The organism is Streptomyces sp. Sge12 (genome assembly GCF_002080455.1).
GTDB lineage: Bacteria > Actinomycetota > Actinomycetes > Streptomycetales > Streptomycetaceae > Streptomyces.
Genome location: NZ_CP020555.1, coordinates 2,931,875 through 2,949,055 on the forward strand (window position 1 = coordinate 2,931,875; position 17,181 = coordinate 2,949,055).

The 17,181-nt window shown below is 73.4% G+C and carries 13 protein-coding genes; 2 read left to right on the top strand and 11 right to left on the bottom strand.

From position 1 onward, the window contains the following. Nucleotides 1-20 precede the first annotated feature (20 nt). A complete protein-coding gene (locus B6R96_RS12670; protein ID WP_079406042.1) occupies nucleotides 21-383 on the bottom strand; it encodes an MGMT family protein in 363 nt (120 codons plus the stop codon). 119 nt (nucleotides 384-502) lie between these two features. On the opposite strand from B6R96_RS12670, the gene B6R96_RS12675 reads away from it, so the two are divergent. Both B6R96_RS12675 and B6R96_RS12680 read left to right on the top strand, forming a co-directional pair. Next, nucleotides 503-3,445 carry a lysylphosphatidylglycerol synthase transmembrane domain-containing protein gene (locus B6R96_RS12675; RefSeq protein ID WP_081522504.1) on the top strand — a complete coding sequence of 981 codons (2,943 nt, stop codon included), beginning with the start codon at nucleotides 503-505 and terminating at the stop codon, nucleotides 3,443-3,445. A gap of 413 nt (nucleotides 3,446-3,858) precedes the next feature. Further along, the gene (locus B6R96_RS12680; RefSeq protein WP_053703062.1) at nucleotides 3,859-5,454 is read left to right on the top strand and encodes an alpha/beta hydrolase; all 1,596 of its coding nucleotides are present in this window, start codon (nucleotides 3,859-3,861) and stop codon (nucleotides 5,452-5,454) included. 90 nt (nucleotides 5,455-5,544) lie between these two features. Here B6R96_RS12680 and moeZ read toward each other — a convergent pair whose 3' ends face one another. The 10 genes from moeZ to B6R96_RS38780 all read right to left on the bottom strand — a co-directional run bounded on the left by moeZ (nucleotide 5,545) and on the right by B6R96_RS38780 (nucleotide 17,173). Further along, the gene (moeZ, locus tag B6R96_RS12685; RefSeq protein WP_030385915.1) at nucleotides 5,545-6,723 is read right to left on the bottom strand and encodes an adenylyltransferase/sulfurtransferase MoeZ; all 1,179 of its coding nucleotides are present in this window, start codon (nucleotides 6,721-6,723) and stop codon (nucleotides 5,545-5,547) included. Nucleotides 6,724-6,808: 85 nt separating this feature from the next. Beyond that, nucleotides 6,809-7,564 (bottom strand): spherulation-specific family 4 protein, encoded by a 756-nt coding sequence (locus tag B6R96_RS12690; protein ID WP_030385914.1) that lies wholly within the window; start codon nucleotides 7,562-7,564, stop codon nucleotides 6,809-6,811. Further along, nucleotides 7,552-8,562 carry an NAD-dependent epimerase/dehydratase gene (locus B6R96_RS12695; RefSeq protein ID WP_030385913.1) on the bottom strand — a complete coding sequence of 337 codons (1,011 nt, stop codon included), beginning with the start codon at nucleotides 8,560-8,562 and terminating at the stop codon, nucleotides 7,552-7,554. Before B6R96_RS12695 ends, B6R96_RS12690 begins: the two co-directional genes overlap by 13 nt. Nucleotides 8,563-8,697: 135 nt before the next feature. After that, on the bottom strand, nucleotides 8,698-9,708 hold the full coding sequence (locus B6R96_RS12700; RefSeq protein ID WP_237291406.1) for a hypothetical protein: 1,011 nt from the start codon (nucleotides 9,706-9,708) through the stop codon (nucleotides 8,698-8,700). Continuing rightward, on the bottom strand, nucleotides 9,705-11,315 hold the full coding sequence (locus tag B6R96_RS12705) for a DUF3492 domain-containing protein (protein ID WP_081525082.1): 1,611 nt from the start codon (nucleotides 11,313-11,315) through the stop codon (nucleotides 9,705-9,707). The genes B6R96_RS12700 and B6R96_RS12705 overlap by 4 nt, the downstream gene beginning before the upstream one ends. A 199-nt stretch (nucleotides 11,316-11,514) precedes the next feature. Further along, nucleotides 11,515-13,176 (bottom strand): dipeptide ABC transporter ATP-binding protein, encoded by a 1,662-nt coding sequence (locus tag B6R96_RS12710; RefSeq protein ID WP_081522505.1) that lies wholly within the window; start codon nucleotides 13,174-13,176, stop codon nucleotides 11,515-11,517. Beyond that, nucleotides 13,173-14,165: an ABC transporter permease gene (locus B6R96_RS12715; RefSeq protein WP_081522506.1), complete on the bottom strand. Its 993-nt coding sequence runs from the start codon at nucleotides 14,163-14,165 to the stop codon at nucleotides 13,173-13,175. Before B6R96_RS12715 ends, B6R96_RS12710 begins: the two co-directional genes overlap by 4 nt. Next, nucleotides 14,162-15,160, bottom strand: coding sequence for an ABC transporter permease (locus tag B6R96_RS12720; RefSeq protein WP_443069889.1), 999 nt, complete (start codon nucleotides 15,158-15,160; stop codon nucleotides 14,162-14,164). The genes B6R96_RS12715 and B6R96_RS12720 overlap by 4 nt, the downstream gene beginning before the upstream one ends. Continuing rightward, nucleotides 15,157-16,905: an ABC transporter substrate-binding protein gene (locus tag B6R96_RS12725; protein WP_203351621.1), complete on the bottom strand. Its 1,749-nt coding sequence runs from the start codon at nucleotides 16,903-16,905 to the stop codon at nucleotides 15,157-15,159. The genes B6R96_RS12720 and B6R96_RS12725 overlap by 4 nt, the downstream gene beginning before the upstream one ends. A gap of 172 nt (nucleotides 16,906-17,077) precedes the next feature. Continuing rightward, on the bottom strand, nucleotides 17,078-17,173 hold the full coding sequence (locus B6R96_RS38780; protein ID WP_323185344.1) for an Ms4533A family Cys-rich leader peptide: 96 nt from the start codon (nucleotides 17,171-17,173) through the stop codon (nucleotides 17,078-17,080). Between the last annotated feature and the right edge of the window lie 8 nt (nucleotides 17,174-17,181).

Consider the following 17,181-nt stretch of genomic DNA (forward strand, 5'->3'; position numbering starts at 1 on the left):
GCGCCGCATGGCCGAAGCTGTCAGATGTGAGCCTCGTCGCGCGTGCCGTCCTGTCCGCCGTCCTGTGCGGGGTCCCCGTCCCAGCGCGCCCGGCGCATGTCCAGCCGCGGCTCGCCGCCCGCCGTCAGGCGCAGCGGGGTGCCTTCGGTCCGGTAGTGCTCCAGGGCGCGCACCTCGTGGTCGGGGAGCGGCAGGCCGTCCGCGCGCACCACGCGCCACCAGGGCACGGCTCCCCCGTACAGGGCCATGACACGCCCGACCTGACGCGGTCCTCCCTCGCCGAGCCACTCGGCCACGTCCCCGTACGTCATCACCCGGCCGGGCGGAATACGCTCGACCACCTCCAGCACGCGCTCCGCGTAGGCGGGCAGCTCCTCACTCATTCAGCACATGGTGCAGTACATCGGCCGCACTCCGGCGGAGGTCTCGCTTCCGCACCGGCGCGCACCCTGATGCCCCGCAGGCCCGTCGGTCCGTGCCACCATCTTCCGGGCGGTGACTGGTGATACGTGATCAAGAAGAGACGGAAGTGACGACGAAGGAGCAGGGTGTGAGCCCTCCGGACGGCGCGGCGACGGACGACGGCGCACGCCCTGACGACGGCGCACGCCCTGACGACGGCGCACGCCCCGACGACGGCCCCGCCTCCCACCGCGAGCCCGTCCCGGAGCCCCGTCCGCAGCCGCCGCACGCCGCCGGCGCGGACACGCCGCCGGACGCGGCCGGAGCCGCGAAGGCCCCCGAGGCCGCGAAGGACCCGGACGCCGCGGAGGTCCCGGAGGTCCCGGACGCCGCTGAGGTCCAGGACGCCGCGAACCCCGCGGAGGTCCCGGACGCCGAGGGGTCGCACGGCCACGCCTCCACCGCCGCCGACCGGGTCGAGGTCGACGAACCGCTGCTCGCCGCCCGCGTGCACCGGCCCTCCGACCTCGTACGCCTGCTCGTCGGCATCCTCGGCATCGCCGTCCTCCTCGGCATCGCCGCCTTCGCCCACGGCACCACCGTCGGCCTGGAGGAGGACATCAGCAAGGGCACCGGCCAGGCGCCCGCCCTGCTGATCAAGGTCGCCGCGCTCGTGTCCAGCATCGCGGTGCTGCTGCTGCCCGTCGCCTTCGCCATCGAGCGGTTGATCAAACGCGACGGGCTGCGCATCGCCGACGGGGTGCTCGCCGCCGTCCTCGCGCACGGCGTCACCCTCGCCACCGACCTGTGGGTCTCGCAGGCCGCCCCCGACACCATCCAGGACGCCCTCACCCGCCCCGCGGCCGGCGGCACCCTGACCGACCCGGTCCACGGCTACCTGGCGCCCGTCATCGCGTACATGACCGCGGTCGGCATGACCCGCAGACCCCACTGGCGCGTCGCGCTGTGGGTGGTCCTGCTGCTGAACGCCCTGGCCATGCTGGTCAACGGGTACACCACCCCCTTCTCGATCATCCTGACCGTGCTGATCGGCTGGAGCGTCGCCTACGGCACCCTGTACGCCGTCGGCTCGCCCAACGTGCGCCCCACCGGGCAGCACCTCCTCGCCGGGCTGCGACGGGTCGGCTTCCAGCCGGTCAGCGCGATGCGCGCGGAGCTGCCCGAGGGCCCCGAGCCGTCCGAGGCCAACGACCGGGGGCGCCGCTACCACGTGACCCTCGAGGACGGGCCGCCGCTCGACGTCACGATCGTCGACCGCGAGCAGCAGGCCCACGGCTTCTTCTACCGGGTCTGGCGCCGGCTCACCCTGCGCGGCATCACCACGGGCCGCAGCCTGCAATCGCTGCGCCAGGCGCTGGAGCAGGAGGCGCTGCTCGCGTACGCGGCCATCGCGGCCGGGGCGAACGCGCCGAAGCTGATCGCCACCTCCGAGCTCGGCCCGGACGCCGTGATGCTCGTGTACGAGCACCTGGACGCCCGGCCCCTCGACGCGCTCGCCGACGAGGAGATCACCGACGAGCTGATCCACAGCACGTGGAAGCAGGTACGGGCCCTGCAGTCGCGGCGGATCGCACACCGGCGGCTCACCGGCGACGCCCTGGTGGTGGATCGTTCCGGCAATGTCATCCTGACCGACCTGCGCGGCGGTGAGATCGCCGCGGGCGATCTGGTGCTGCGGATGGACATCGCCCAGCTGCTGACCACGGTCGGACTGCGGGTCGGCGCGGAGCGCGCGGTGGCCTCGGCCGTCTCGGTGCTCGGCCCGGACGCGGTGGCGGACTGCCTGCCGCTGCTCCAGCCGATCGCGCTGAGCCGTTCCACCCGGGCGACGCTGCGCAAGCTGGCCCGGGAGCGCGCCGACCGGCAGCGGGAAGCCGTACTGGAGTCCTCGCGGGCGGCGAAGGCGGCGCGCGAGGCGGAGTCCGCGGCCTCCGCGACCCCGGTCTCCGCGTCGGCCGCCGCCGACCGCAAGGCCGAGAAGAGGGCCCTGGAGAATGCGCTGGACGGGGCCCGCGAGGAGGATCTGCTGACCCAGATCCGCCACCAGGTGCTGCTGATCCGGCCGCAGGCGCCGGTGGAGCCGGCCCGGCTGGAGCGGATCCGGCCGCGCACGCTGGTCTCGTTCATCGCGGGCGCGTTCGGCGCGTACTTCCTGCTGACGCAGCTCGCCCACGTGGACTTCGCGACCATCATCGGCGAGGCGGAGTGGGGCTGGGTCGGGGCGGCGCTGGCCTTCTCGGCGCTGACGTACTTCGCGGCGGCGATGAGCCTGCTGGGCTTCGTGCCGGAGCGGGTGTCCTTCCTGCGGACCGTGGTCGCGCAGGTGGCGGGGTCGTTCGTGAAGCTGGTGGCCCCGGCGGCCGTCGGCGGTGTGGCGCTGAACACGCGGTTCCTCCAGCGGGCGGGCGTCCGGCCCGGGCTGGCCGTCGCGAGCGTGGGCGCCTCCCAGCTGTTCGGGCTGGCCAGCCACATCGTGCTGCTGCTGTCCTTCGGCTATCTGACCGGGACCGAGAAGACCCCGGAGATGACCCCGTCCCGGGCGGTCATCGCGGGTCTGCTGACGGTGGCCGTCCTGGTGCTGGTGGTGACGGCCGTCCCGTTCATGCGGAAGTTCGTGGTGACACGGATCCGGGCGCTGTTCGCGGGCGTGGTGCCGCGCATGCTGGACGTGCTCCAGCGGCCGAAGAAGCTGATGACCGGCATCGGCGGGATGCTGCTTCTGACGGGCTGCTTCGTGATGTGCCTGGACGCGTCGATCCGTGCGTTCGGGGGCGGCGAGGCCATCAGCTACGCGAGCATCGCGGTGGTGTTCCTGGCGGGCAACGCGCTGGGGTCGGCGGCGCCGACGCCGGGCGGCATGGGCGCGGTGGAGGCCACCTTGACGCTGGGCCTGGTCGCGGCCGGGCTGGAGAAGGAGGTCGCGATCTCGGCGGTGCTGCTGTTCCGCCTGATGACCTTCTGGCTGCCGGTGCTGCCGGGGTGGATCTCGTTCAACTTCTTGACCCGCAAGGAAGCCATCTAGCCTCCGGCCCGGTCGGCGGATTCGGCTCCCGTCCCGCCGGTGCGGGGGGTGCCGGGTGCCGGGTGCCGGTGCCGGGTGCCGGTGCCGGGTGCCGGTGCCGGGTGCCGGGTGCCGGTGCCGGGTGCTCCCGTCCCCCTACGGCGCTGCGCGCCCGCGCCTCGGAAGGCCGGGAGCAGGGTCGTCGGGGGGGGCCGCCACCGCCGTGGCCACCGTGTGGTGGGCCACGGAACCGGCCCGGTACGCGCGGGAGTTCCGCTCCCGGCCGGCAGGAGTCCCTGACCTCGGTCCCGGCCGCGCAGGCGGCCCGGGTGGCCCGGGGTTCGCCCGGACCCGCGCAGGAGTCCGGCGCGGGGCCGCCCCCCGTTCGGGTCAGCGCGCGGGCGGGGCCGCCGCCGGGCGCACAGGATGGGGACATGCCGACACATGCCTGGCGGGTCACCGCCGCCGCCGCGCTCGCCGCCGGGCTGCTCACCACGGCCGCCTGCTCCGACGACGGCGACGGGAAGAAGACGACGGCCGACGGCACGCCGGAGGTCAAGCCCCTGAAGTGGGGTGACTGCGATGCCCCGACCGCCGCCCAGGGCGGCGGCCAGGCCCCGCCCAAGGACTGGCAGTGCGCCACCCTCGACGTGCCGCTCGACTACGCGAAGCCCGAGGGCGAGACGATCCCGATCGCCCTGATCCGGGCCAAGGCCCGCGACCAGAAGAACCGGCTGGGCTCGCTGGTCTTCAACTTCGGCGGCCCCGGCGGCTCCGGGATCAGTACGCTGCCGGGCGCCGCGAAGGAGTACGAGGCCCTGCGCGCCCGGTACGACCTGGTGAGCTTCGACCCCCGCGGGGTGGGCGGCAGCGACCCGGTCCTGTGCGAGAACGACAAGCAGCTGGACCAGTACTTCGGCGAGGACTCCTCCCCCGAGACCCCGGAGGAGGAGAAGGCCTTCGTCGAGAACATCCGGAAGTACCAGGCCGCCTGCGAGAAGAACTCGGCGAAGCTGCTCCCCCACGTCGGCACCGAGAACGCCGCCCGCGACCTGGACCGCATCCGCCAGGCCCTCGGCGACGAGAAGCTGAACTACTTCGGCATCTCCTACGGCACCGAGCTCGGCGGGGTCTACGCCCACCTGTTCCCGAAGAACGTGGGCCGGGCCGTCTTCGACGCCGTCGTGGACCCGACCAAGACCGCCGAGGAGAGCGCCCTGGGGCAGGCCAAGGGCTTCCAGCTCGCGCTCGGCAACTTCGCCCAGGACTGCGTGGACCGCGGGGACGAGTGCCGGCTCCAGGGCAGCACGCCCAAGGAGATCGAGAACAACATCATCAAGCTGCAGAAGGCGCTGGCCGTCAAGCCCATCCCGGGCATCGGGGGGCGGATGCTCACCGAGACCCAGGCGACCAACGGCATCGCGCAGGCCCTGTACTCCCAGGAGCTGTGGCCGCTGCTGGAGCAGGGGCTCGACGAGGCGGAGGGCGGTCAGGGGCAGCTGCTGATGGCCCTGTCGGACGCGCTCAACGGCCGTGACCAGCAGGGGCGTTACAGCAACATCGGCGCCGCGAACACCGCCATCAACTGCGTGGACGACAAGGAGCGCTACACCCTGGAGCAGACGAAGGCCAAGCTGGCGACGTTCCGCGCCGCCTCGCCCGTCTTCGGGGACCTGCTCGGCTGGGCCATGATGTCCTGCACCGGCTGGCCGGTCGCGGGCACCTGGGAGACCCCGGACGTCTCCGCGCCGGGCTCCGACCCGATCCTGGTGATCGGCAACACCGGCGACCCGGCCACCCCGTACGAGGGCGCCCGCAAGATGGTGGAGCGGCTCGGCCCGGGCGTCGGTGTGGAGCTGACCTACAAGGGCGAGGGGCACGGCGCGTACAACAGCGGCGACCCGTGCGTGCAGAAGGCGGTCGACACGTACTTGCTGGACGGGAAGACGCCGGCCGAGGGCACCGTGTGCACGGCCGCCGCCGAACCGTCGGCGACGCCCGGGTCGCCGGAGCCGCCGCCGGCCGTCTGACCCGGTCCGCGGGCGCCGCACGCCGAAGGGGCCGTACCCGCGTTCGGGTACGGCCCCTTCGGGCTGCTGCCGGTGGACCGGCCCGCCGCTCTAGTAGACCGGCTTCTCGGGCTCGATCTGGTGGACCCAGCCGATCACGCCGCCGCCGACGTGCACCGCGTCCGAGAAGCCCGCGGACTTCAGAACCGCGAGGACTTCCGCACTGCGGACACCCGTCTTGCAATGCAGGACGATGCGCTTGTCCTGAGGCAGGTCCTGGAGGGCGGTGCCCATCAGGAACTCGCCCTTGGGGATCAGCTTCGCGCCGGGGATCGAGACGATCTCGTACTCGTTCTTCTCGCGGACGTCGATGATCTCGATGGGCTCGTCGGAGTCGATCCACTCCTTGAGCTGCTTGGGAGTGATCGTCGAACCGGCGGCCGCCTCCTGCGCCTCCTCCGACACGACGCCGCAGAAGGCCTCGTAGTCGATGAGCTCGGTGACGGTCGCGTTCGGACCGCAGACCGCGCAGTCGGGGTCCTTGCGGACCTTGACCTGGCGGTACTGCATCTCCAGGGCGTCGTAGATCATCAGGCGGCCGACCAGCGGCTCGCCGACACCCGTGAGCACCTTGATGGCCTCGGTGACCTGGATGGACCCGATGGACGCGCAGAGCACGCCCAGCACGCCGCCCTCGGCGCAGCTCGGGACCATGCCCGGCGGCGGGGGCTCCGGGTAGAGGCAGCGGTAGCACGGGCCGTGCTCGGACCAGAAGACCGAGGCCTGGCCGTCGAAGCGGTAGATCGAACCCCATACGTACGGCTTGTTCAGCAGCACGCAGGCGTCGTTCACCAGGTAGCGGGTGGCGAAGTTGTCCGTGCCGTCGACGATGAGGTCGTACTGGCTGAAGATCTCCATCACGTTCTCGGCCTCGAGCCGCTCTTCGTGAAGGACCACGTTCACGTACGGGTTGATGCCCAGCACGCTGTCGCGGGCCGACTCGGCCTTGGAACGGCCGATGTCCGCCTGGCTGTGGATGATCTGGCGCTGCAGGTTCGACTCGTCGACCTCGTCGAACTCCACGATGCCGAGCGTGCCGACGCCGGCCGCGGCGAGGTACATGAGGGCGGGCGAACCGAGACCGCCGGCACCCACGGCCAGCACCTTGGCGTTCTTCAGGCGCTTCTGGCCGTCCATCCCGACGTCCGGGATGATCAGGTGCCGCGAATACCGGCGGACCTCGTCAACGGTGAGCTCAGCTGCTGGCTCGACCAGCGGTGGCAGCGACACGGGCACTCCGGAGGTGGGAGCATCCCCGCAGGTGCAGGGAGCGAACTGAATGGTTGTTCTCCCCGTAACACTGCCACGCCCGTCTTCATTCCAAGACACCTGTCCCGATGCGTGAGACGATTTCGTCCCAGTACGCGGGCATCGAGGCCCACGGATCGCTGCCTCGCACACCGAGCCGGTCGGTGAACCAGATCGTGCCCGCTCCCTGCCAGCGGGCGACCCGCATCGCCTCCTCCAGATGCGTGCGCGGCACCCCGTGGACGAGGTGGCAGAACCGCTCGGCCGGGTGGTCCGCCGTCCACTCCGCCACCTGCGACCAGCGGTAGTCGGCCCAGGACCCGGAGAAGGTGACGAGCTGGTCGGCGATCTCCGCATAGCCCTCGTAGGGGTGCGTGCCGTGCCCGAGCACGATCCGCAGGTCCCCGCCCAGGCTCCGCAGGGTGTCGACGACCCGGCACACCGAGGCCAGCTCCGCCCGGTCGGCCGGGGCCGCCGCGAGGTAGAAGCCGCCGACCCCGTACCAGTCGCGGAAGCGGTGGGCGTCGGAGATCAACTCCCCGAAGGACCGCGATCCGTCCCGCATCGCGAGATGACCGAGGACGGTGCCCCCCGCGCCCCGCAGCTTCGCGGCGGCTTCCGTGCAGTGCGGGTCGGGCCGCCCGCCCGGGCCGTCCGACACGTTGAGCACGGCCCAGTGCAACGGGGTGCCGGGGCGGGTCAGTTCGGCCCACTCGACGGGGGCGAGCAGCGGGTGCGCGTAGCCGGGGATGCCGAGACCGAGGCGGCCGGCCTCGGTCGCGGCGGCGGTCATGGCACCCGGCGGGGTCGTCAGATGCGGCACGCCGCCTCCATCCAGATGTCCGCGAGGGATTCCTCCAGGTTGATCCGGGGCCGCCAGCCCAGCCGGTCCCGCGCGGTACGGACGTCCGCCTGCTGCCAGGCCCCGCAGCCGTCCGGGTAGGGGTACGGCTGGGGGGCCGCGGCGGCGATCTGCTCGGCGGTGGCTTCGGAGCGGGGCGAGCCGATGGTGGCGAGGCCGGCCGGGCGGCCAGGGTGCCCGTGCCCCTGCTGGGGTCCGCCGTGCGGGACGTCCAGCTCGTGCAGGGCGCCCCCGTACCCGGCGACCCGGGCCAGGACGGCGGCCGCGTCGCGCAGCCGGACCGCGCGGCCGGTGCCGATGTTGACCACGCCCTGGGCGGCGGACAGGGAGGCGGCGTGCACGGCGCGCGCCACGTCCCGTACGTCGACGAAGTCGCGCTGCACGCCGAGCCCGCTGAGCTTCAGCTCGCCGTCGCCCGCCTGCATCGCGCGGCGCATCGCCTCGGCGAGCCGGCCCAGCGGGGATCCGGCGGGGGTGCCGGGACCGACGGGCGAGAAGATCCGCAGGACGACGGCGTCCAGTCCGGAGCCCAGGACCAGCTCGGTGGCGGCGAGTTTGCTCACCCCGTACGGTCCACCGGGTCTCGGCACGGCGTCCTCGGCCGTGGACGATCCGGGCTGACTGGGCCCGTACTCGGCGGCGCAGCCGAGCTGCACCAGCCGGGCCCCGCAGCCGCTGCGGCGCAGCGACTCGCAGATCGTCGCGACGGCGACGGTGTTGTGCCGGGTGAGTTCCCGGGCCCCGCCCCGGGTGGCTCCGGCGCAGTTGATGACGACGCCCGGGTGGACGGCGTCGAGGAAGCGGGTGAGCGCGCCGGGGCTGCCGGTGGCGAGGTCGAAGCGGACGTCGGCGTCGTCGCCGCGGCCGAGCGCGGTGAGCTGGACGGCGGGGTCGGCGAGCAGCCGGTCGGCGACGTAGCGGCCGAGGTATCCGTTGGCTCCGATCAGCAGCACCCTCATCGCGTGACCCCTTGGTTGGTTGGCTGGCCGGTCATGTCTGTTTCTCCTTGCGGACGGGTGGACGGTCGGGTGGGGCGGGGTACGGGTAAAGCGCCTCGGCGTCGGCTCCGAAGGTCTGGGGACGTCCCGGGGACGTCAGGGCCGTGCATGCGCGGATGCGCGGGACAGGGCGAGAACGGCGTGTACGAGCAGTCCTGCCGCGGCGGCCGGGGCCGCGGCGGGTACCGGGACCAGGGCGAGGGCGAGGGCGACGCCGACGGGGGCGCGGTGGGCTCCGTGCCGGAGCAGGAGCCGGGTCAGGAAGAACACGAGGGCGAGCGGCACGGCCACCGGGAGCGGTGTCCCGGCGAGTTGGGCGGCCACGGCGGCGGCCCCGCCGAACAGGGCGACGGCCCCGAGCAGCAGCGGACGGGCCCGGTCCGCGAAGTCCTCCAGGGCGCGGCTCCCGTCGAGCCGGGCCCGGGCCCCGGCGGCGAAGGCGGCGGCGGCCAGGTGCCCGGGGGCCACGGCCAGCGCGAGGCCGACCGCGAGGGCGGTGCCGTGCCGGTACACGGCCCAGCCGGCGACGGCGGCGGCCAGCAGGTGCGCCACGTAGGGGAACCGGCCCCCGGCGGCCCGGCCGGGCCACACCAGGGCGGCGGCGACGGCCACCACGGCGGCGGCCGCGGCCCACGTCTGCCCGGCGGCGGCCGCGGCGCAGGCGAGGGCGGCGGGCAGCAGCGCGTACCCGAACCGCCGGAAGGCGGCGGGCCCCGCCGGGACCAGGGCGGGCGCGGCGGCGGAGACCTCCTCGTGGGGGCTGCGCGCGTACAGCTCCTCGGCGAGCGAGAAGACGTCCCGGTGGCGGAAGCGCGCGGCGGTGCGGTCGGTGATGCCGTGGGCCTCCAGCCCGGCGGCGATCTCCAGCGGGTCCACGGCCCGCTCGCACAGCTCCCGGTGACGGTGCAGCAGGGCCTTGACGGGATCCCCGGCGGCCCGGCGCCGAGCCGGCCTCGCCGCCGCCTCGCCGCCCTCTGGCGTACGGTCCGGCGCGGCTCCGTTGCCGGGGGCGCTGCCCCCGGACCCCCGCGCGTCAAACGCCGGCGAGGCTGAATTCAGCGGGGCTGAATGCGGCGGGGGCGCGATCTCGGGGTCGACGGTGGTCATACGGCGGCCTCCGACGGCGAGTCCGGCAGGGGCTCGGCCCACGTCGGGCTGGTCCAGTGGCCGGGCACCCGGGCCTCCGGGGGCCGGGCGAAGGGGATCCCGCCGTCGGGCCGCGCGGAGCCCTTGGCGAGCAGCCGCAGGTAGATGTCCTGGAAGGCGGCCACGTTCTGCTCGACCGTGAAGAGCTCCAGGGCCCGTGCCCGGGCGGCGGCGCCCAGCCGCTGCGCCCGTTCGGGGTCCTGCAGCAGGGACAGGCAGGCCTCGGCGAGTGCCCGGGGGTTGCGCGGCGGCACGACGAGCCCCGTACCGCCGATGACCTCGCACACCGCGCCCACGTCGGTGGAGACGGTGGCGCGCCCGCAGAGCATCGCCTCGGCGAGCGTGACGGGGAAGCCCTCGATCACCGAGGACAGCACGACGACGCGCCCGGCGCCGTAGGCCTCGGCGGAGGTGGGGGCGTCGGGTCCGCCGACCTCCTCGAAGGTGACCGGGTTCTCCCCGACGGTGACCGAGTCGGCGGCCTCGTCGGGGAAGAGCTGGGCGGCCAGGGACCGGCAGTCGGCGAGGTAGCCGGGGACCACGGCCGTGGCGAAGATCCGCAGCCGGGTGCCGGGTGCCGCCCGGCGGACCTCGGCGAAGGCGTGCAGCAGGGCGATGAGGTCCTTGGCGGGCTCTATGCGGCCCACCCACACCAGTGTGTCGGGGTCCCCGCAGTCCGGGGCCTCGCCGACGGTGGCGAATCGGTCCGCCTCCATGCCCGGGTAGACCGTCCGCAGCCGCTCCCGGGTGGCTCCGCACCGCTCCTGCCAGCGCCGGGCGTGGGCGTTGCCGGGGGTCAGGAAGTCGGCGCGGGCGTAGATCTCGGTGGCCAGCCGCAGGTGGAAGGCGGCGAGCAGCGCGCGTACGGCGGGGCGGGTCTCCGGCTCGTCACCGGTGTCGAGCTGGGCCAGGTAGTGGGCCCGGAGCTGGACCCCGTACTCGGTGACCAGCAGGGGGACCCCGAAGAAGCGTTTGGCCAGGAGTCCGGGGAGTGCCGCCACGCCGCCCGCGGCCGCGTGGCAGATGTCGGCCTCGCCGAGACCGCCCGGCTCCTCGTACCAGTCGAGGGACAACGGCCTCAGCATGACCTCCAGTTCGTCCACGAACTGGAGCAGGTCGCTCACCTGGGCGGTCGCCACGGTGCGCGCCGCGCCGGGGGCCCGGCAGGCGGACTCCAGGGCGCGCACCGCGGACTCGGAGCGCAGCGCCGCGTACATCCCGCCCTGTTCGCGGGCGAGTCCGGCAAGCCCGTACAGCCCGGCGGCGAAGGGCTGCGGCTGCCCGGCGCAGATCCCGTGGACCAGCTCCCGGAAGCAGTCCACGAAGCGCCGGCGCTCGCGCCGGGAGTAGCTGCGCCCGTCGTCGGCGGGGGCCCACAGGGGGGCCGTCCGGACCCGGGTGACGTGCTCGGGCAGGGGCACCCGGGCGCGTTCCTGCTCGGCGCTGCGGCTCAGTGCGTAGACCTCGAACTCGTGCTGCGGGAGCCCGCGCACGAGCCGGTCGCACCACAGCCTCGCCTCTCCCGTCGCATACGGATAACCACCTTCCGTGAGCAGTCCGATCCGCACGAGTGGCACCCCCGATCTCCCGTTCAGGCGGTCGCCGTTCGGTCAGGCGACCCGCCGCGGGAGAACTCAAGCGGATATGCCGAAGGCGCGACGGACGGTTGTCCGTCGCGCCACCGGAAGGGGTGAAGAGTCGTAACTTTCCCGTACGGTTCGCGTTCGAGCACGCTAGAAGTACAGCCCCGGCCCCGCCGGAAGGCGCCTAGGCGAAGACCTCCTGCCGCGACCTGCGGCGGCCCGCGGCCAGCGCCGGATCGAGTGCCGGTACGGCGGCCAGCAGCTGCCGGGTGTAGGCGTGGGCCGGGCGGTCGTAGACCTCGTCCACCGGACCCTCCTCGACGATCTCGCCGGCCCGCATGACGGCCACCCGGTCGCTGACCTGACGGACCACCGCCAGGTCGTGCGCGATGAAGACGAGCGCGATGCCGAGCTCCCGCTGGAGCTCCGCCAGCAGGGCGGTGACCTGCGCCTGGGTGGTCACGTCCAGGGCGGAGACCGGCTCGTCGCAGACGATCAGCCGGGGCCGGGGCGCGAGTGCCCGCGCGATGCCGACCCGCTGGCGCTGGCCTCCGCTGAACTCGTGCGGATACCGGTCGTAGTGCTCGGCCTCCAGCCCGACGCGCAGCAGCAGCTCCTCCACCCGGCCGCGTACGGCCGCCTCGTCCCGTTCCCCGGCGGCGCGCAGCGGGTCGGCGATCGACTCGCCCACGGAACGGCGCGGGTTGAGGGAGGACACCGGGTCCTGGAACACCATCTGCACCCCGCTCGCGATGCCGGTGACCGGTACGCCGTCCCGGCGCACCTGCCCGGAGCCGGGTTCCAGCAGTCCGACCAGCATCCGTCCGAGGGTGCTCTTGCCGGAGCCGCTCTCGCCGACGATCCCGAGGGTCTCCCCGGCGTGCACGGCGAGGGACACCCCGGCGACGGCGGCGACCTTCCGCCGCCCCCTCCCGAACTCCCGCCGCAGGGAGAAGGCCTCCACGACGGGCGGCACCTGCGGCCCCTCATCCGGCCCCGCCGGCGTTCGGGGCGCAGGTTCCGGGGCGGGGCCCCGGGAGCGGCGCGGACCGTCCAGCCTCGGTACGGCGGCCAGGAGTTCCCGCGTGTACGCCTGCGACGGTGCGGCCAGCACGGAGGCCACCTCACCCCGCTCGACGGCGCGGCCGCCCCGCATGACCAGCACCTCGTCCACGCTCTCCGCCGCCACGCCCACGTCGTGGGTGACCAGCAGCAGCCCGAGCCCGCGCTCCTCGCGCAGCCCGTGCAGCAGGTCGAGGATCTGGGCCTGGACGGTGACGTCCAGCGCGGTGGTCGGTTCGTCGGCGATCAGCAGCCGCGGCTCGCAGGCCAGCGCCATCGCGATGAGGGCCCGCTGGCGCATGCCGCCGCTGAACTCGTGCGGCCGCGCGCGGGATCGGCGTACCGCGTCCGGGATGCCCACCCGGTCGAGCACCTCGACGGCCCGCGCGCGGGCGGCCCGCCGGGAGACGTCGGCGTGGATCCGGTGGACCTCGGCGATCTGGTCGCCGATGGCGTAGTACGGGTCCAGGGAGCTCAACGGGTCCTGGAAGACCATGGCGGCGGTACCTCCGCGCAGCCGGCGCAGTTCGGCCGCCGAGGCGGCGGCCACGTCGGTGCCGCCCACCCGGACGGTGCCGCCGAGGCGGGTGCCCGTACCGCGGTGCAGTCCCAGCAGGGCCGTGGCCACGGTGGACTTGCCGCTGCCGGACTCGCCCACGATGCCCAGGGCGCGGCCGGCCTCCAGGGTGAAGGAGACCTCGTCGACGGCCCGTACGTACTCCCCCGCGCCGCCGACCGGGAAGTCGACCACGAGGTCGGTGACCTCCACCAGCGATGGCGTCATGCGAGGGTCACCCTTCGGTCCGCGGCGGCGTACAGCAGGTCGGCGATCGCGCCCGCGAGGACCACGGCCGTGCCGATGGCGAGGACGACGCCCACCACGACGGGCAGGTCCACGAGCCGTACCCCGTCGATGAGGGTCTTGCCGAGGCCGGGGATCCCGAACAGCGACTCCGTCAGCACGGCGCCGCCGATCATCGTGCCGAAGTCCACGGCGCTGAGCGCGATCACGGGGGCGACGGCGCCGCGCACGGCGTGCCGGGTGACGATTGCCCGCTCCCCCACCCCGTAGGCGCGGAACGTCCGGATGTGGTCCTCGGCAAGGGTCTCCAGGGTCGAACTTCGGGTGAGGCGGGCGTACTTGGCGCTCTCGAAGAGGCCGAGCGTCACCCACGGCAGGAGCAGGTTCCAGGCCCACTGCTCGGGGTCCTCGGTCAGCGGCACGTAGGTGGGGAACGGCAGCCACTGGAGGTAGGCGCAGACGGTCATGAGCAGCAGCAGACCGAGGATGAAGACGGGGGTGCCGGTCCCGGCGAGGGTGAGGACGGTCAGCGCCCGCTCGGTGATGCCGCCGCGGCGCAGCGCGGACAGCAGTCCGGTGCCGACGCCGACCACCAGCCAGATCATCAGCGCGCCCAGCGCGAGCGACAGGGTGGCGGGCAGCCGGTCCAGGATCAGCGCGGTGACCTGCTGGTCGTTCTGGTACGAGAATCCCAGGCAGGGCGCGTCGCAGTGCAGGAGCAGGCCTGCTCCGCCGGAGTAGTCGCGGCCCACCAGCAGCCCCTGGAGGAAGTGCAGGTACTGGGTGGGGGCGGATTCGTTCAGTCCGAGCTGTTCGCGGACCTGGGCGATCTGCGCCGGGTTGCAGCGCTCTCCGCAGGCGAGGCGGGCCGGGTCGCCGGGGGCGAGGTAGAAGAGGGCGTAGACGATGACGGACAGGGTGAGCAGCACGAGCAGTGCCCCGCCGGTCCGTTTGAGCACGAAGCGGGTCACGCCGTGCGCTCCTTTCTGGTGCCGACCCGCAGGCGGGAGCCTTCGCGCGGGTCGAGGGCCGTGCGGACGGCGTCACCGAGGACGGTGAAGGCGAGCACGGTGACGAAGAGCAGCCCGGCCGGGAGCAGGACGTAGGTCGGGTCGGCGCGGAACCAGGTCTGCGCGCTGGAGAGCATCTGCCCCCAGGAGGGCGTGGGCGGTTTGACGCCGACCCCGAGGAAGGACAGCGAGGCCTCGGCCACGATGGCGGTGGGCACCTTGATCGCCGCGATGGTGATGACGGGCGCGGCCAGCGAGGGCAGCAGCTCGCGGCGGGCGATGCCCAGCCTGCCCCGCCCCGCGAGCCGGGCGGCGTCCACGAAGTCCAGGCCCCGCAGGGCGAGGGCCTGGGCGCGCACCATCCGGGCGGTGCCGCCCCAGTCGAGCAGTCCGATGATGAGGATCAGCAGCAGCGGCCGCGGGAAGTCGGGCGGGACGACGGCGGTGAGGGCGATGCCGATGACCAGCATGGGCAGCGCGATCATCACGTCGGTGAACCGGCCGATGAGCTGGCCCGAGAACCGGCCGCCGAGCGCGGCGGCGAGTCCGACGCCGACGCCGACGAAGGTCTGTACGACGACGGCGCCCAGGGCGACGAGCAGGGAGATCCGCGCGCCGTACAGGAGCCGGGTCAGCAGGTCGCGGCCGGTGCCCGGCTCGACGCCGAGCCAGTGGTCGGCGGAGATCCCGCCGAAGGAGCCGAGCGGGACGCCGCCGCGCGCGGAGTCGACGAGGTCGTCGTGGTACGCGTTCGGGTCCTGGCCGGTGAGCTGGGCGAGCAGGGGCGCGGCCAGGGCGAGGAGGACGAGCAGGGCCAGCACCCCGCCGGCCGCGAGGGCCGCCGGACGTCGGCGCACGCGCCGCCAGACCTGGCGGGCGACGCCCGCGCCCGGGGCGGGGGCCCCGGGCGCGGGCACCGGCGGGTGCGGTGCCGGCTGTTTCAGGGCGACGCTCACTTGACGGAGACCTGCGAGATGTCGAGGACGCCGGTCCAGTCGCTGATCACGACGTTCTTGACGTCCTTGCCGACGAGCCGCTTGTAGACCGGGTGGAAGAGCGGCACGTCCAGGGCCTGCTCACCGATCTTCTTGTCGAGTGCGCCCCAGCGCTTGCCGGCCGCCGCGAGGTCGGTGAGCTTGGCGATCTCGTCGATCTCGGCGTTCACGGCCGGGTCGTTGAGCTGGGCGTGGTTGTAGTTGGAGCCGTTGGTCACGATCTGCCGGCCGTCGAAGATCGGCGCGAGGAAGGGGGCGCCGGAGGGCCAGTCGGCGCCCCAGCGGGAGAGGAAGAAGCCGGGGGTGTTCTTGACGTCCCAGCGCTTCTCGTTGAAGGCGTTGTTCTCCAGGCCCTCCAGCTTGACGGTGATCCCGGCGGCGGCGAGCGCCTGCTGCACGGCCGTGGCGACCTCGGGGCTGGTCTGGCGGTTCTGCGCGGTGGAGTGGGTCAGGGTGATGGAGAGGCCGTCGGGGAAGCCGGCCTCCTTCAGCAGCTCCTTGGCCTTGACCGGGTCGCCGGTCTTGCCCGCCGGGAAGTGGTCGTACGGGGCGAAGCCGAAGGCCTCGCGCTCGGGCAGGAAGGTGGTGGCCGGTTCGGCCAGTGCGGAGCCGCCCGCGGCGTTGATCACGCTGGTGCGGTTGATCGCGTAGGAGATGGCCTGGCGCACCTTCGGGTTGTCGAAGGGGGCCACCTTCGGGTTGAAGGCCAGGTAGTTGATGTAGCCGAAGTGGCCGGTGCCGACGCGGCCCGCGAGCTCCTTGTTGTCGCCGATCTGGGCGAGCTCGGCCGGGCCCAGGTTGGTGTCGGTGGTGATGGCGGCGGCGTCGGGGCCCGAGCTGGTGGTCAGGCGCTGGTTGATGACGGCGGCGTCGAGGCCGGAGCGGACGTCGATCTTGTCCGGGTAGGCCTTGCGCTCCTCGTCGGTCTTCTCGTCCCAGTGCTCGTTGCGCTCCAGGGTGAGGTGCTCGCCGTCGTTGTCGTTCTTGACGACCTTGTACGGGCCGGAGGAGACGGGGTGTTCCTCGTACTTGACCCCGGTGTCCTTGGCCTTGGGGACGGGCGCGAACTGCGTCTGCGTGGCGACGAAGGGGAACTCGCCCTCGGGCTTGCGGAGTTTGAAGACGATCGTCTTCGGGTCGGGCACGACGATCGAGTCGAGGCCCTTGCCGCCGTCCTTGTACGGGCCCTCGTACGTCTCGCCGCCGACCAGCCAGTCCCGCAGGTAGGGGGCGCCGCCCGACAGTTCGGCGGCGAAGGACCGCTCGATGCCGTACTTGATGTCGGCGCTGGTGATCGGGGAGCCGTCCTCGTACTTCAGCCCGTCCTTGAGGGTGTACGTCCACTCGGTGGCGTCGGCGTTGGCCTTTCCGGTGTCGGTGGCCAGGTCCGGGACGACCTTGGCGCCGGCCGCGCCGTCCTCGCGGTTGCGGGTGGTCAGGGTACGGAAGACCAGCGAGGGAACGTTTCCGCCGCCCGAGGTGTAGAGCCGGGCCGGGTCGAAGTCGCTCTGCGGCTCGGAGTTGAGGACGGTCAGGGTGCCGCCCTTCTGCGGCGCACCGGCGGCGCCCGGCTTGCCGCCCGAACCGGCCTTGTCCGCACCGTCCTCGGGGCCGCAGGCCACGGCGCCCCCGGCCAGGACGAGGCTGACGGTGACGGCGGCCACGCGGCGCGCTATGAGATGACGGTCGGGTCCGGCGGAAGACATGGGTGTGAAGACCTCTCGGCGTGAAGGAAGGGCGGAAGGGCCACGCGAGGGGCAGCGGTCGACAGCGGTGCCAATGGGGCACCGGAACATGAGGAGGCCGCGCCTGCGGGCGTACGTGCACCCGGGCGCGGCGAAGGAACTCGAAGAGGGTCGCGGCGCTTGCGGGCAGGCGTCAGCGACAGAGGATGTCGGCCACGCTGTGCGCGGTCACACCAAGCAGCGCCAGCTCAATGGCGGCGCTCGCGGTCATGGTGTGGTGGTGCGACATGCGGAGAA